This is a genomic window from Sphingomonas alpina (assembly GCF_014490665.1).
Classification (GTDB): domain Bacteria; phylum Pseudomonadota; class Alphaproteobacteria; order Sphingomonadales; family Sphingomonadaceae; genus Sphingomonas; species Sphingomonas alpina.
Genome location: NZ_CP061038.1, coordinates 593,024 through 607,416, shown reverse-complemented (window position 1 = coordinate 607,416; position 14,393 = coordinate 593,024). Strand labels below are relative to the sequence as shown.

13 protein-coding genes are annotated in these 14,393 nt (G+C 63.7%); 7 read left to right on the top strand and 6 right to left on the bottom strand.

What is annotated here, in order from left to right:
* The first annotated feature begins 144 nt into the window (after positions 1-144).
* Positions 145-1,851, top strand: a complete 1,707-nt coding sequence (locus tag H3Z74_RS02750) for an ATP-binding cassette domain-containing protein (protein WP_187762488.1) — start codon at positions 145-147, stop codon at positions 1,849-1,851.
* Between the two features lie 8 nt (positions 1,852-1,859).
* On the opposite strand, the gene H3Z74_RS02745 is transcribed toward H3Z74_RS02750, so the two are convergent.
* Both H3Z74_RS02745 and H3Z74_RS02740 read right to left on the bottom strand, forming a co-directional pair.
* Positions 1,860-3,527 (bottom strand): asparagine synthase-related protein, encoded by a 1,668-nt coding sequence (locus H3Z74_RS02745; protein WP_229726838.1) that lies wholly within the window; start codon positions 3,525-3,527, stop codon positions 1,860-1,862.
* Between the two features lie 270 nt (positions 3,528-3,797).
* A complete protein-coding gene (locus H3Z74_RS02740; RefSeq protein WP_187762486.1) occupies positions 3,798-3,968 on the bottom strand; it encodes a hypothetical protein in 171 nt (56 codons plus the stop codon).
* Positions 3,969-4,393: 425 nt separating this feature from the next.
* On the opposite strand from H3Z74_RS02740, the gene H3Z74_RS02735 reads away from it, so the two are divergent.
* Genes H3Z74_RS02735 through H3Z74_RS02720 form a run of 4 tightly spaced genes read left to right on the top strand, consistent with a single transcriptional unit; the run spans position 4,394 to position 6,605 of the window.
* Positions 4,394-4,936, top strand: a complete 543-nt coding sequence (locus tag H3Z74_RS02735; protein ID WP_187762485.1) for a phage tail protein — start codon at positions 4,394-4,396, stop codon at positions 4,934-4,936.
* 39 nt (positions 4,937-4,975) lie between these two features.
* Entirely contained in the window at positions 4,976-5,506 is a 531-nt protein-coding gene (locus tag H3Z74_RS02730) for a phage tail protein (RefSeq protein ID WP_187762484.1), read from the top strand.
* Positions 5,507-5,527: 21 nt separating this feature from the next.
* On the top strand, positions 5,528-6,079 hold the full coding sequence (locus tag H3Z74_RS02725; RefSeq protein ID WP_229726837.1) for a phage tail protein: 552 nt from the start codon (positions 5,528-5,530) through the stop codon (positions 6,077-6,079).
* 4 nt (positions 6,080-6,083) lie between these two features.
* On the top strand, positions 6,084-6,605 hold the full coding sequence (locus tag H3Z74_RS02720) for a GNAT family N-acetyltransferase (RefSeq protein ID WP_187762483.1): 522 nt from the start codon (positions 6,084-6,086) through the stop codon (positions 6,603-6,605).
* Here H3Z74_RS02720 and H3Z74_RS02715 read toward each other — a convergent pair.
* Both H3Z74_RS02715 and H3Z74_RS02710 read right to left on the bottom strand, forming a co-directional pair.
* Entirely contained in the window at positions 6,584-6,886 is a 303-nt protein-coding gene (locus H3Z74_RS02715) for a DUF6916 family protein (RefSeq protein WP_187762482.1), read from the bottom strand. The genes H3Z74_RS02720 and H3Z74_RS02715 overlap by 22 nt on opposite strands.
* Positions 6,883-8,115, bottom strand: a complete 1,233-nt coding sequence (locus tag H3Z74_RS02710) for a nucleotidyltransferase domain-containing protein (protein ID WP_187762481.1) — start codon at positions 8,113-8,115, stop codon at positions 6,883-6,885. Before H3Z74_RS02710 ends, H3Z74_RS02715 begins: the two co-directional genes overlap by 4 nt.
* Positions 8,116-8,348: 233 nt before the next feature.
* Here H3Z74_RS02710 and H3Z74_RS02705 point away from each other — a divergent pair, with 233 nt between their 5' ends.
* Positions 8,349-11,741: an acyl-[ACP]--phospholipid O-acyltransferase gene (locus H3Z74_RS02705; RefSeq protein WP_187762480.1), complete on the top strand. Its 3,393-nt coding sequence runs from the start codon at positions 8,349-8,351 to the stop codon at positions 11,739-11,741.
* Between the two features lie 353 nt (positions 11,742-12,094).
* The gene (locus tag H3Z74_RS02700) at positions 12,095-13,219 is read left to right on the top strand and encodes an alpha/beta fold hydrolase (RefSeq protein ID WP_187762479.1); all 1,125 of its coding nucleotides are present in this window, start codon (positions 12,095-12,097) and stop codon (positions 13,217-13,219) included.
* Here H3Z74_RS02700 and H3Z74_RS02695 read toward each other — a convergent pair.
* Positions 13,161-13,673 carry a YybH family protein gene (locus tag H3Z74_RS02695; protein WP_187762478.1) on the bottom strand — a complete coding sequence of 171 codons (513 nt, stop codon included), beginning with the start codon at positions 13,671-13,673 and terminating at the stop codon, positions 13,161-13,163. The two genes, H3Z74_RS02700 and H3Z74_RS02695, sit on opposite strands and share 59 nt — an antisense overlap.
* Before the next feature lie 48 nt (positions 13,674-13,721).
* Complete coding sequence (locus H3Z74_RS02690; RefSeq protein ID WP_187762477.1) at positions 13,722-14,375, bottom strand: hypothetical protein; 654 nt, start codon at positions 14,373-14,375, stop codon at positions 13,722-13,724.
* Positions 14,376-14,393 lie beyond the last annotated feature (18 nt).

Here is a 14,393-nt window from a genome sequence, read left to right as displayed (position 1 = left end):
CAGCACGCCCCGGATATGGCCCGGCAATTGGCGTGACGTGACGATGCTCCTATACCCGTCGACCTATCACGGGGGTTGGGGCCGAATGAACGATATACTGGCGAGCAGTGTCGGCGTGCTGCTCTGTGCGGCGCTTCGGGCAGCATGAAATCCGGCCCGTGGAAATCGGCCGCAGCGTTCGCGGCCGCGTTCGGCAGTTATGCGCGCTGGCGGGTCTGGCTGGCCGCCGGGCTGGTCGGGTCGGGCGCACTGCTCGAGGGGGTCAGCGTGGTGCTGCTGATCCCGATTCTCAGCGTCGTCGTTTCGCCGGGGAGCGGCGATCCGTGGCGGATATGGATCGGAGAGACGCTGACCGCGCTCGGCGCCACCACGCCAGTCACGCAACTCGCCGTGCTGCTGGCCGCGTTCGTCTGTGTCGCGCTGATCCGTGCCGGCACGCTTTACATGCGCGACCTGACGCTGGGCAAGTTACAGACCGGCTTTGTCGAACAGCAGCGCAACCAGGTGCTGCACACGCTCGCCGCAGCGCAATGGAGCCGGATCGTGACGCTGCGTCATGCCCGCATCACCAATCTGCTCGGCACCGAGATGCAGCGGCTCGGTTCAAGCGCACAATTCATGGTTCAAGGCGTGGTCGCGGTCGTGCTGCTGGTCGTGCAGGGCGCGCTCGCTTTCATGCTTGCGCCCGGCTTTGCAGCGGGGGCGATCATCCTGCTGATGATCGGGGGCGGCGTGATCCTGATGTCGCACGGCCGGTCGCGCGACCTGGGCAGCGATGTCGTGCGCCAGAGCCAGGCGTTGATGGGCAGCGCCAGCGGTTTTCTCGGCGGGTTGAAGGCAGCGGCGGCGCAGAATGGCCAAGGCCGTTTCGTCACCGAGTTCGAAACGATCCAGACCCAGTTGCGCCAGCGCCAGCTGACCTTTCAGCAACGCCAGGCGCGAAGTCGTGCCGGCTTTGCGATCGGCTCTTCATTGGCCGGTGCAGCCGTGGTGCTGGCCGGGGTTGCCATGCATATTCAGCCGGCAGTGCTGATCGCATTGGTGCTGATCTTCGCGCGGATGAGCGGCCCTGCGCAGCAGATCCAGGCGGCAGCGCAAAACTTCTTTTTCGGCCTGCCGAGTTTCGAAGCGATCCGTCAATTGGAGGTCGATCTGGGCCGCGACGAAGCCACCGCTCCGCCGCCGGTCACCCCACCCGTCGGCGATATCGAATTGCGTAGCGCGGCCTTCCTTCATCCGGGCGGCGGCGGCGTGAAGGAAGCGAGCCTGACGATCGCGCCGGGCAGCTTTATCGGCATCAGCGGTCCGTCGGGCGCCGGCAAGACGACACTGATCGACATGATGATCGGGCTGCTCGTACCGCAATCCGGTGAGATGCTGGTCGGCGGGGAGCCGCTCGACGCCGCGCGCCGCGCCGGCTGGCGCGACAGCGTTGCCTATGTCCCGCAGGACGGGTTCCTGTTTCATGACAGCGTGCGCCGCAATCTCAGTTGGGGCGACCCTGCGATCAGCGAGGAGGCAATGGCCCGCGCGCTCGATCTGGCGGACGCGCAAGGCCTGGTCGCGCGGCTCGAACAGGGGCTGGACACGGTGATCGGCGAACGCGGCACGATGCTGTCGGGCGGCGAGCGGCAGCGCCTCGCTCTGGCCCGCGCTCTGCTGCGCAGCCCGCGCCTGTTGGTCCTCGATGAGGCCGCCAATGCGATCGATGCCCAGGGCGAGGCTGCGTTGCTCGCCCGGCTCGCCGCGCTGGATCCACGACCGACGATCCTGATGATTTCGCACCGCGCCGAAAGCATGGCGCTGTGCGACCGGGTGGTGCGGGTGGAGCTGGGACAAGTCACCGCATAGGCGGCCCGTTACTCGTTGCCGCCTTCATGCCAGCGCAGAAAGCTGCCCATCTGAATGCCGCGCAGGAGCATCGGGCCATGTTCGGCGCTGCTCTTCATCGCCATCGCGGCATCCTCGGGAAAGGTATCGAGCAGATTTTTCAAGCGCGGGACATCGATAACCCGGGACGCGAGCGGCGAGCGGCCAATCCGCTCAATCGATGCCGCCATCGCATCGCGGCGCCTGCTGGCGACATGGTGCCATTCGGGACATTGCCGTCCCTGGCGATGTTCGATCAACACATCGCGAGGTACCCGATCGGCGAGGACGCGACGCGCCAGCCAGCGGGTCTCGCCCTTATGAAAGAATTGGGCATTGGGCACGCCCAGCGAGAATTCGGCGAGCCGTCGATCAGACATCGGATCGCGGTGATCGAAGGAAAAGGAATGCCGGAGCCCGGCCATGACATCGCGTGGATATTGGCTCTGAAGAAGCTGCATCCGCCAGGTACGAGCATCTCCCTTCCGCTCGAACGGCAGATCCTGGCCGAGCGCCCTGGCGTGTCGATCGAAATCGAGTCCGTCGAGAAAGTCGGGGGCAACAAGGCAGTGACGCAGCATCGCGGACGCTCCGCGATCATGCCGTCGCCAGCGCCAGAGGCGCAGCGATCGGGGTTCGATAGCGGGTATCATATCCTTGCGAAGGACGTTGAGAAGTGAGCGCTGCTGGGTTCGTTGCGTATCCATCGCCACGCGAACGGCGGCAATCAGCCGGCCACGCCGCAAATGGTCGGCATAAGGAGGCACGCCGGACCATGACAGGGTCATATTGCCCATCCCGCCATTGAGCAGGACGCGCGCGCCGGACCGTTCGACGGCATCGAGCAGAGGCTGGTACCAGCTTGGATTGAAGGCGCCGGTGTAGGGCATGCCTAGAATTGACGATTCCAGCTCGGGTTCGCGATCGCGCCGCATCTCGATATCATCGTCGATCGCCGTCCAGTCGATATTGGCATAACTGCCCGCCAATTGCCGCGCCAGCGCCGCCTCGTCGAGCGTATCATAGGGATGCGCAGCGCCCGGCACGCGAGTATATCCGCTGATCCGCCGATCCCCCAGCAATCGTGCGGCCGTGCCGACCACGCCGGTTGAATCGAACCCGCCGGACAGCATCGCAGCGACCCCGCCATTGGACGGCAGGCGGCTGGCCACCGCGCGGTCGAGCAGTTCACGCCCGGCATCGACATAGTCCTGATCGCGGACATAGTGCACCGGTGCAATCGATTGCGGCGTCCAGTAGCGACCCACCCGCACCGAACCACGTTCGATAACGACCGTACCGCCAGGCGGTACCCGGCGGATGTAACGATAAAGTGTGCGTTCAACATCGCCCTGTGTCTGGGTAATGAAATTACCGATCGCGATATCATCGAGATCACGCGGCACCTGCGGCAAGGCAAGCATCTTGCGCAAGGTGGTTGCAAATATGACAATATCATCATCGACGAAATAATAGAGTGCGCGCATGCCAAGCGCGTCGCGCGCCAATGTCAGCCGGCTCGATCGCTCATCCCAAAGTGCGAATGCGAAATCACCATATAACTGGGCGGCCGCGTCGTCGCCCCATCGCGCACAGGCGGCACCGAGTATCGCCAGATCCGCTGGCCGGCACGACACCTCCATCCCGAGTGCGCGCATTGTCTCGTCACGTTCGTCAACCCGGGCATCGGCAACCAGCACCGCGCCTGACGGGAGTTCCGCCAGTTGCGGCGCACTGTGCGAAGCGCTTCGCAAAGCACCCCGTTCGGCTATTGCCCCGGCACCCCCACGCCACAACGTCGCTTTAGCCTGACCGACAAGGCCCTGGCCCAACCGGTTGCATGTCGCACTTTCGATCGGGCCGCCATCAAACCGGACGGCGCCGGCAAATTCACCCATTCATTTTCACAGGTCTAGCCGATGGCGCGTTCAGCTCGAAGCATTGGACGATAGAAAATTGTCGCCGGCGACACCGGCATTAAAACCGGTCCCTTCCTTGATGTCGGCAGGCGTAATCACGGCCGGTGTCCGCCAGGATTTACGCTCGTCCGCTCCTCCACCGACCGTGTCGGTAGTGTTCAATCGCTCAGACTGTTCCATTGCCGTCCCCTTAACTCCAGTTCGCGCGTTCCTACGCGAAGCATGAGCGAACGAGCAATGCTAAAACTGACGACGAAAGTACAACAGATCGGTGTTCCGCCCCAATCGCGAACAGCCTGAGCCCAAAGGAGAGCCGGAACACCGCATTCTCCCACTTCGGCACCTCTGAACAAAAACCATATTGGATCAAAAATATGGCATTTATTGCGGCGCAACAATGCAGATCGCGCTTGACTGGCGGTCGATCGATGCGCGTATATGACGTGATCACCGACCTTTACGGGGTCAATCAGGCATCAAAGCCTGCATTGACACCGAGAGTGTTGACGTTCCTGTTCTTTTTATTGATTTGTTGCGCAGCGCTCAGCCGATTCTGAATCGCCGATTCAGATGAAGAGCGGAGCTTACTTTCTAAAGGAGGGTATATGTCGGATTATTTCTTGGGGGAAATCCGTATGTTCCCATGGGACTGGGCACCGAAGACCTGGGCTCTGTGCAATGGGGCCATCCTCGGCATTGCACAGAACCAGGCATTGTTCTCGTTGCTCGGCACGACCTATGGCGGCAACGGTGTTCAAACCTTCGCCCTGCCCGATTTGCGCGGACGCGTCGTCCTCGGCATGGGCCAGCTTCCCGGTGGATCCTTTTATCCCGAAGGTGCATCAGGTGGGGTGGAAAATGTCACGCTCGTCACCAGCCAGCTTCCGGCGCATAACCATTTGCTCAAGGGATCGAGCGCCAATGCGAACGCCAACTCGCCGTTGAACAATTATCTCGGCAATGCGCAGACTGCCATAACCGGCGGCGCGAACGAGATGATTTATGCGTCGACCACGACCAATTCGGTCGCACTTGCCGGTAACAGTATTTCGAACGTCGGCGGTGGCCAGCCCCATAATAACATACAGCCTTATCTGACGGTCAATTATTGTATCTCGACGTCGGGCATCTACCCCTCGCGCAATTGACCCTGCCGGACAACGGCTCCCTCCTGGAGGACGTGAAAAATGACTCCTTATCTTGGCGAAATCCGCTTGTTCGGCGGCACTTTTGCACCCGCCAACTGGCACCTCTGCAATGGCGCGCTGCTTGCGATCTCCAACTATGACGCACTCTACGCGCTGATCGGCACCACTTATGGGGGCGACGGCCAGACGACATTCGCCGTGCCCGATCTGCGCGGCCGTTTCCCGGTCAGCCAGGGGACGGGTCCGGGCCTGTCCTCCTATGTTATCGGTCAGGCATCGGGCAGCGAGACGGTAACGCTTCTCGAAACGCAGATTCCACCGCACTCGCACAGCCTGATTGCCCAGGCGACCGCAGCGACGACATCGCAGCCATCGAACGCGCTACTTGCCGAGCCGGAACTTGGCGAGCTGCTTTACCTCGACCCGACTGGGTTGACGACGACTGATTTCACGCTGGCGATCGATACGGTGCAGCCCTCGGGCAACACCCTGCCGCACGACAATATCATGCCCACTCTGGCGGCGACGTATATCATCGCGCTGGCGGGCATTTTTCCCAGCCGCAACTGACGGCGAACAGGGAGCTTTATCATGGACGGTTTTCTTGGCGAAATTCGCGCTTTCGGTTTCACATTCGTCCCGCGCGGCTGGTTGCAATGCAACGGCAACATATTGCCGATCCAGCAATATGCCGCGCTGTTCTCGATCCTGGGCACCAACTATGGTGGCAACGGCACGACCACCTTTGCATTGCCCAATTATTCCGGACGTGGTCCGGTCAGTCAGGGACAAGGCCCTGGCCTAACCAACTGGGTGGTCGGGGAATTAGCCGGCAGCGAGTATATCTCGCTGACCCAGGGGCAAATGCCGGCACATAGTCATATCGTGCACACCAAGGTATTCCCGAGTGCGATCACCGGTCTGCAGGCCGCGCCGAGCAATATAACGAACCTCAGCCGTCTTTCTTCGCCGGCCGGCACACCTTCGGCGCCTTTTACCAAACCACCGCTGACCCAGCCGGTGATCATGCATCCGCTCTCTGTCGGCATTACCGGCAGTTCCAGCCCGCATGAGAATCGGCAGCCCTATCTGCCGCTGATGGTCTGCATCTGCATCAACGGGGTCTTCCCTGCGCGGAACTGATGCGTTGACACTGCCAGCCTTCACGCTGCGCCCGGAGACGGCGGAGGACGAACCGTTCCTCCGCCGTCTCTATGTCGCAATCCGCTGGGCCGAGGTCGAGGCGATGGGGATTCCGGATGAAGCCCGGCGCCCGTTTCTCGAGCAGCAATTCTCGATGCAGCGCAGCCATTACCAGACGCATTATCATGACGCCGAATTCAGTGTGATCGAAGCGGATGGCGCGCCTGTCGGCCGGCTCTATCTGTTTCGCGGCACGCGCGATCATCGCATCGTCGACATCTCGTTGCTGCCCGAAACATCGGGGCAGGGCATTGGCGGCACCTTGCTCGACCGCGTCATGGCCGAGGCGGCTGCGCTCGGCCGCGGCGTGTCGATTCATGTCGAGGGCTTCAATCCCGCGCGCAGACTGTACGACCGCAAAGGGTTTCGCGAAATCGAGCGGCGCGGGCCCTATTGGCTGATGGAATGGTTCCCCGACGGCGCCACGCCGTCCGGGCAAGAGGTTCAGTTGAACACCGCTTCATAGTGGAAGCAGCCGCCACCGCTGTCGCGTCCGCACGGGGTGAGCATGATCTCGGTCACACCCAGCACCGGATGCTCCAGCGCGAGGATCTGCTGATCGAACAGGATGCTGGTGCTCGCGCCCTTGAACAAGAGGGTAAAGGGCTCGCGCGCTTCACTGGGCAGGCCATGCGGCAGATCGCCGACCTCGACCAGGGTCAACACATCCTCATACTCGTGCATCCGCACCGAAAACGCGCTGCCGATATGCGGCGTGAACATCGCGCTGGTCAGCAATTCGGTCATTGAACCCCCTCTTCCTTCCGGCCGCGCCCCACCGCGCCGACACGCCGCCCGATCCATAGCGGCACGCGCAGCACAGGATAGAGAAGATGCAGCCGCGACGGCAAGGGTATTGCCAGCACATCGTCCAGCGCCGTCATATGCGCGATGATATTGACGCCCAGGTCGCGCCAATCGCGTGACAGCAGGAAGCGCGCGCGGATCAGCCGCGCCTGACCGAAGCGCCGATGGGCGATCTCGCGCTCCGCCCCCGGCCCGGCCATGATGTCGAGCGCCACAGCGACAAGCTTCCGCACGCGGCGGCTGGCGCGCAGCTCTTCGGCAAGCGCCGGCGGCAGCGGCAGTTCGAGCAGCATCCCGGCAAGCAGCAGCGCCTGGGCGGCGCACTCGCCAACGCCATTCGCGGCTGCGGCGCGATAGAGGCGATCGATCTCGCCCTGCGCCCCCTGTCCCGCCAAGGCCGCGACGTCGGCGAGCCATTTCAGCCGGATCCAGCCATGCGCAGCGCCGTGCACGCACAAATAGGCGAACAGATCGTCCGGCCCAAGCGTGCGAACGCTCGGGCCGTCCGGGCCGAGCATCACCGTCTGGCTCGCCGCGGTCGCATTCAATCCCGGGAGCATGCGCGGATTGTCGGTCAGCCCCCAATGCAGCTCCAGTTGCACGCGACGCTTGCGATCGACCAACGCAATGTCGCGGCTATGGCGCATGACATCGCCGAGCTGGCGCTCGCTCAGTTCGCGGGCGGGCAACCAGAGCTGGTAGCCGTCGGCGCGAACCAAAGCGAGCGCAGCGGCGAGATCCGCGGGACGGACCAGCAGGTCGATATCCTTGGCATGTTTCAGAGCCTGCGAGCCATAAACAAGCTGCGCGAGCGGTGCGCCCTTGACCAGCAGCGAGGGGATGCCGGCGGCATCGAGCATGAATTGCAGCCGCGCCGATTCCATCGCCAGAACCCGGTTTTGCCCGGCGATCTGCCCGACGCGCGTCATCAGCGATCGCGCGAGAGTCTCCGGCAATGCGACGCCGGCTGAAGACAGCGCGGCATAAGCGAGGCCCAGGACGCGGTGGCGCGCGATGAGCTTATCAAAAAGGGCCCAGTCAACGGCAATGGCGGCAGCGCGCACGGCCGCGTCGCGCTCGGGAGTCGCCGGCCAGCGAGAACATGCTGTGACCAGCCGCATTTCGGGTGAGAGCATCTGCAGGTGCTGCGATGGTGGCTTGCCCCTCATGACACTGCCCTATCGCGCGCGCGGACACGACACAAACCCTCGGATTGCCAACCGGGTCCTTAGTTGCGACACTCCCGCTAAATCGTGGTCGGATTATCCATTTCATTCCCCCCTCGGAACCAAATTGATCGCTGTTCATTTTTTTAATTGAACATCGATCAATTGAGCGATATCATGCCTGTCATTAACATCGGCTTCGCGATTGGCCGATAGGAAGGCCGAGAGGAGACACCATGTCCGCCCCTGATCTTTCACTTCTCGGCAAACGCCGCTTCGCTCCCTTGTTCGTCGTCCAGTTCCTGGGCGCGTTCAACGACAATCTGCTGAAGTTCGCGCTGCTCTTCCTCGCCAATTTCGGGCTCTACGCCGCCGATCCGGGCAAGGCGGAGATGCTGGCGACGATCGCGACCGGTCTGTTCATCCTGCCCTATTTCCTCTTCTCCTCGATCGCCGGACAGATCGCCGACACCCATGACAAAGCCGTTCTGGTGCGCCTGGTGAAAGCCGCCGAAGTCGGCATCATGATCATGGCCATTGGCGGCTTCTGGTTTGAATCGGTGCCCGTCCTGCTCGTCTGCCTGTTCCTGATGGGCGTCCATTCGACGATCTTCGGGCCAGTCAAATACTCGATCCTGCCGCAGCATCTGAGCGAGCGCGAGATCATGGGCGGCACCGGGCTGATCGAGGCGGGAACCTTCCTGGCGATCCTCAGCGGCCAGTTGCTCGGCGGGATCATTCCCCCCTGGGAGGCAGGCCTTGCTGCAACCGGCGTCGCGTTGCTCGGCCTGTTCGCCAGCCTGTTCGTACCGCGCGCGCCGTCACTGCAACCGCGCCAACCCATCGACTGGAACATCGCGCGCGGCACCTGGCATATCCTGAAGGCGGCGCATGGCGGGCGCGGCGTGTGGCTGGCGATCCTCGGGATCAGCTGGTTCTTCGCGGTCGGCGCGATCATCCTGTCCGAACTCGCCCCGCTGGTGACGGGCACGCTGGGCGGCGGGCCCGAGCTGGTGACGATGTTGCTGCTGGTTTTCTCGGTCGGCGTCGCTTTTGGCTCGCTGGCGGTCAACCGCATGCTCGCGGGCGAAGTGTCGGCGCGCTATGTCCCGGTATCGGCGCTGGTGCTGGCGGGCTCGCTGGTCGTGATGTGGATCGCGACGCGAACCTTCACCATCGGCAGCGCAGGCCCATCGGTCTGGGCGTTCCTGGCGACACCGGGAAGCTGGGTGATCCTCGCCTCTGTCGCCGGCGTCGCTGTTTCGGGCGGCGTGTTCATCGTGCCGCTATACGCCATCCTGCAGACGCGCAGCGCGCCCGAACAGCGATCGCAGATCATTGCCGCCAACAATATCGTCAATGCGGTCATCACCGTGCTGCTGGTCGCGATCGTGCTTGGGCTGCTCGCGGCGGGCACCAGCGTGCCGGGCGTGATCGGCGCGATGGGCTTTGCGACGCTGGCGATCGCGCTGATCTCCTGCTGGCTGCTGCCCGAAACGGTGTTCAAGGCACTGGTCCGCTGGACGCTCACCTTGCTTTACCGCGTCGAAGTGACCGGCAAGGAAAATATGCCGCAGCCCGGCGAGCCGGCAGTGGTGGTGGTCAACCATGTCTCCTTCCTCGACGGGCTGCTGCTCGCTGCGTTCCTGCCGGGCAAGCCGACCTTCGCGATCCATTCGCGCATTGCCAAAGCCTGGTGGGTCAAACCGTTCCTCGGCATGTTCAACGCCTTTCCGGTCGACCCGACCAACCCAATGGCGGCCAAGGCGATGGTCAAGGCCGTCAAGCAGGGCCGTACCCTGGTGATCTTCCCCGAAGGGCGCATCACCGTGACCGGCGCGCTGATGAAGGTGTTCGACGGCCCCGGCATGGTCGCCGACAAGGCCGATGCACCGATCGTGCCGGTCCGCATCGACGGCGCACAATTCACGCCCTTTTCCTATCTCGGCGGCAAGGTTCGGCGCCGCACCTTCCCGAAGATCAGCCTGACGATCCTGCCGCAGCGCCGCTTCGCGCTCGCCGCCGGCACCGCGCGCGAACGCCGCGCGGCGGCCGGGCGGATGCTGTACGATGTGATGAGCGAGATGATCTTCGCCACGTCGGACATCGACCGCACCCTGTTCCAGGCATTGCTCGACGCGAAGGACATTCATGGCGGCAAGGCGCAGGTGGTCGAGGACATCAAACGCTCGCCCCTCGCCTATTCGCGACTGATCACCGGATCGCTCGCGCTGGGCCGGCCGCTAGCGGAGGGAACACGAAAGGGCGAAGCGGTCGGCGTGCTGCTGCCCAATGTCGCCGGCGTGGTCGCAACCTTCTTCGCGTTGCAGGCCAAAGGCCGCGTGCCAGCGATGCTCAACTACACCGCCGGGCTGACTAATTTGAAGGCGGCATGCACCGCGGCGGAGGTCCGCACGATTGTCACCGCGCATGCCTTTGTCGACCAGGCCAAGCTGGGTGACGTCGTTGCCGGACTGGCCGAGGCGGGGGTCGCCATCCGCTATCTCGAGGATATCGCCGCAACGATCGGCCCGATGCAGAAGCTGCGCGCGCTGTTCCTCACCCGTTTTGCCGGACGGCTCCACCGCCGCCTCGGCGTGGCGAGCGATGCGCCGGCGGTGATATTGTTCACCAGCGGCTCGGAAGGGTTGCCCAAGGGCGTGGTGCTGACGCACCGCAACCTGCTGGCCAATTGCCAGCAGCTCTCGGCGCGGATCGATTTCAACGAGAGCGACGTGGTGCTGAACGCGCTGCCGGTGTTCCACAGCTTCGGCCTGACCGGCGGCACCTTGCTGCCGATCCTGTCGGGGGTGAAGACGGTGCTCTACCCCAGCCCGCTGCACTACCGCATTGTCCCGGCGCTCGCCTATGACGCCAATGCGACGATCCTGTTCGGCACCGACACTTTCCTCAGCGGCTATGCACGGATGGCGCATGGCTATGACTTCTATTCGCTGCGCTACATCTTCGCCGGCGCCGAACGCGTGCGCGACGAAACGCGCAAGACCTATGCGGAGAAGTTCGGCCTGCGTATTCTGGAAGGCTATGGCGCGACCGAGGCGGCGCCGGTGATCGCGGTCAACACGCCAATGCATTTCCGCGCCGGCACGGTCGGGCGGCTGTTACCTGGCATGTCCAGCAAGCTCGATCCGGTGCCGGGAATCGAGGAAGGCGGGCGGCTGTCGATCCGCGGGCCCAACGTGATGGCGGGCTATCTGAAGGCCGACCGTCCAGGCGTGCTGCAACCGCCCGAGGATGGCTGGCACGACACTGGCGATATCGTCACGATCGACGATGCCGGCTTCATCACGATCCGCGGCCGCGCCAAGCGCTTTGCCAAGATCGGCGGCGAGATGGTCTCGCTGCCCGCGGTCGAAGGCTATGCCGGCGCGCTATGGCCCGACGCCGAACATGCCGTCGTCACCCGGCCCGACGCGCGCAAGGGTGAGCAGCTGGTGCTGTTCACCACCCGCCAGGACGCAAGTGCCGCCGCGCTGCAGGCCTGGGCCCGGGCCAATGGCGTGACCGAGCTGATGGTGCCCAAGGATGTCCGCATCGTCGAGGCGCTGCCGGTGCTGGGCACGGGCAAGATCGATTATGTGACGATGGGAACGATGGCGGAGGCATGATCGGTGGTCCAGTCACCCCACGAAAGGGCGGCCGGATCCTGCTGTTTCATGCTGTTTTCGCCGTGAATTTTTTCCATGCTGTTAAGTTGGATTTTCGGCGAGATTTCTTCCCGTAATCTCAATGCGATAATGGCCGCCAATGCTGTTATTCAATAACAGCATGAAAACAGCAATTAACAGCATGCGGGCTGCTGCTGTTCGCAACGGAACAGCAGGCGCCCGGAGGTTGATTTCATGATGAGAAAGAGCCGGCCGGGGATGTCTGCCCCGTGGAAATGATGCTGGCATCATAAACAGCTGAGTTGAATCGCCGGCGGCTTGGCAGGTGGGCCCACAGGGAGCAGAAGCGGCGGATGATCGCATCGCTCCTTCTGCTCGCCGCGCAGGCCGCCGCACCCGCCGTACAGGCACCCCCCGCACCGCCGCCGGCCAGCGCGACACCGGCACCCGCACCGGCCAGCAAATGGCCGACCGCCGAAGCGGATTTCCACATCAGGGATTTCCGCTTCGCATCGGGCGAGACGCTGCCCGATCTGAAGCTGCATTACACCATGCTCGGCAAGCCGCATCGTGACGCTCGGGGGCAGATCGACAATGCGGTGATGGTGCTGCACGGCACCGGCGGGACCGGACAACAATTCCTCTCGGCGCAATTCGCCGACCAGCTTTACGGCCCGGGACAGCCGCTCGACATCACGCGCTACTGGATCATCCTGCCCGACAATATCGGGCATGGAAAATCGTCCAAGCCGTCCGACGGGCTGCATATGCGTTTCCCGCGCTATGATTATGACGACATGGTCGCAGCGCAATATCGCTTGCTGAGCGAGGGTCTCGGCATCCCCCGCATGCGGCTGATCATGGGCACGTCGATGGGCTGCATGCACAGCCTGGTCTGGGGCGAGACGCACCCGGATTTCGCCCGCGCGCTGATGCCGCTGGCGTGCGAGCCGGTCGAGCTGGCGGGGCTCAACCGCATGTGGCGGCAATTGCTGATCGACGGGATCAAGGCTGACCCGGCCTGGGCCGGAGGCGATTATACCGCGCCGCCAGTACAGGGCCTGCGCACCGCGGCGACCCTGTTGTTCATTGCCGGCGCCGCACCGGTCAATCTGCAGAAACTCTATCCCGAGCGCGACAAGGCGGCGGCCTATGCGCAGGAGCGCGTCGCCAAGTCGATCGCGGGGATCGACGCCAATGACCTGATCTACCAGGTCGATGCCTCGCGCAGCTATAATCCCTGGCCCAAGCTGGAGGCGATCACCGCGCCGCTGACCTGGATCAATTCAGCGGACGATTTCATCAACCCGCGCAACCTCGATTATCCAGTGCGGGCCGTCGCGCGGATGAAGGACGCGCAGTTCCGCCTGATCCCGGAGACTGACGATACGCATGGCCACGGCACCCATACATGGGCGGTCAATTGGCGGGACGACCTGACGGCGCTGCTGGCACGGACGGAGGTGTCGGAGAAATAGGCGCGGGCGCCACGTCATAGGCCGAGACATGGTTGAGCGTGATCAGCCACTCACCACCGACCTTGCGGAACAGCCGGGTATTCACCCCTTCGGCCGCGCGGACCGGGCGTTCGAGATGATAGCGGCCGACCAGCATCGCAGCGTCGGGCGCGAGCAGTTCGATCTTCATGTCGTAGAAATGCAGTGTGCCGCGGGTCGCGGGCGAGGCGCCATAGTCACGGACATAATGGTCCAGCGTGCCCTGCCACCCGTCCTGGAACTTCCCGCCGGAAACGAACACCACGTCGGGATTCCGGAACCCGGCCATATAGCCGCGGAAATCGCCGCGGTTCCACGCCGCCTCCATCCGCGCGACCACCGCGAGGATCGCGGCGCGATCCTCCACCGGACCAGCGGCACAGGGTGTGGCGAGGATCAGCGCGAACGCGGCGAGGAGAAATCTGAGGATGGGCATGATGGGATTAGGCATGGCGCGGGGCGGTTGATCAAGCGCGTACGGACGTCAGCGTTTGCGCAGATCGATCATGACCATTTCGGGGTCGGGCGCGTCCTCCATGTAGAGCGGCTTGCTCACGCGCTTCGAGCGCTGCTCGAACACCTTGTCATAGGCCGCATCACCGCCGCCCTTGTTGAGCCGCAACTCGCGCGTGACGATCGCGCTGGTCAGCAGGTTCCAGCTCATCTCGAACCCGTCATGCGAATAGGTGCGGCTGTAGAGCGTCGCATCGAGGCCAATCAGCCGCATGCGTTGCCCCCGCCCCGCGGCCGGATCGATGCGGAAGCGGTAGATGGCGGACACCGCCGTCGTCCCGCCGGTCAACTCCTCGACCTTCAGCACGCCCTTTGCGATCGACAGCGATGCCGGGCCGAGCGCCACCGGCTCAAGCTTGAGCTCACCGATCGGCCGAAAGGGCGGCTTCACACCGGCCGGCTGCGCGATCAGCACCGTCACGCCGCGCGCGTCCGGGCTGCTCACGGAATAGGCGGTGTCGATCAGGCCGTCGCCGTTCAGGTCGCCATCGGCGCGGTCCTCGATCTCCTGGCCGAGTTCGAGCGAATCGTTGAGCTGCGCGTCGGTGAGGCGCGAAGCAGGCAGACGCTGCGCATCGGCCATGCCCGACGACAACAGGACAATGGTGATGGCCAGCATCCGCATCATGTCTCTCCTCCTCTC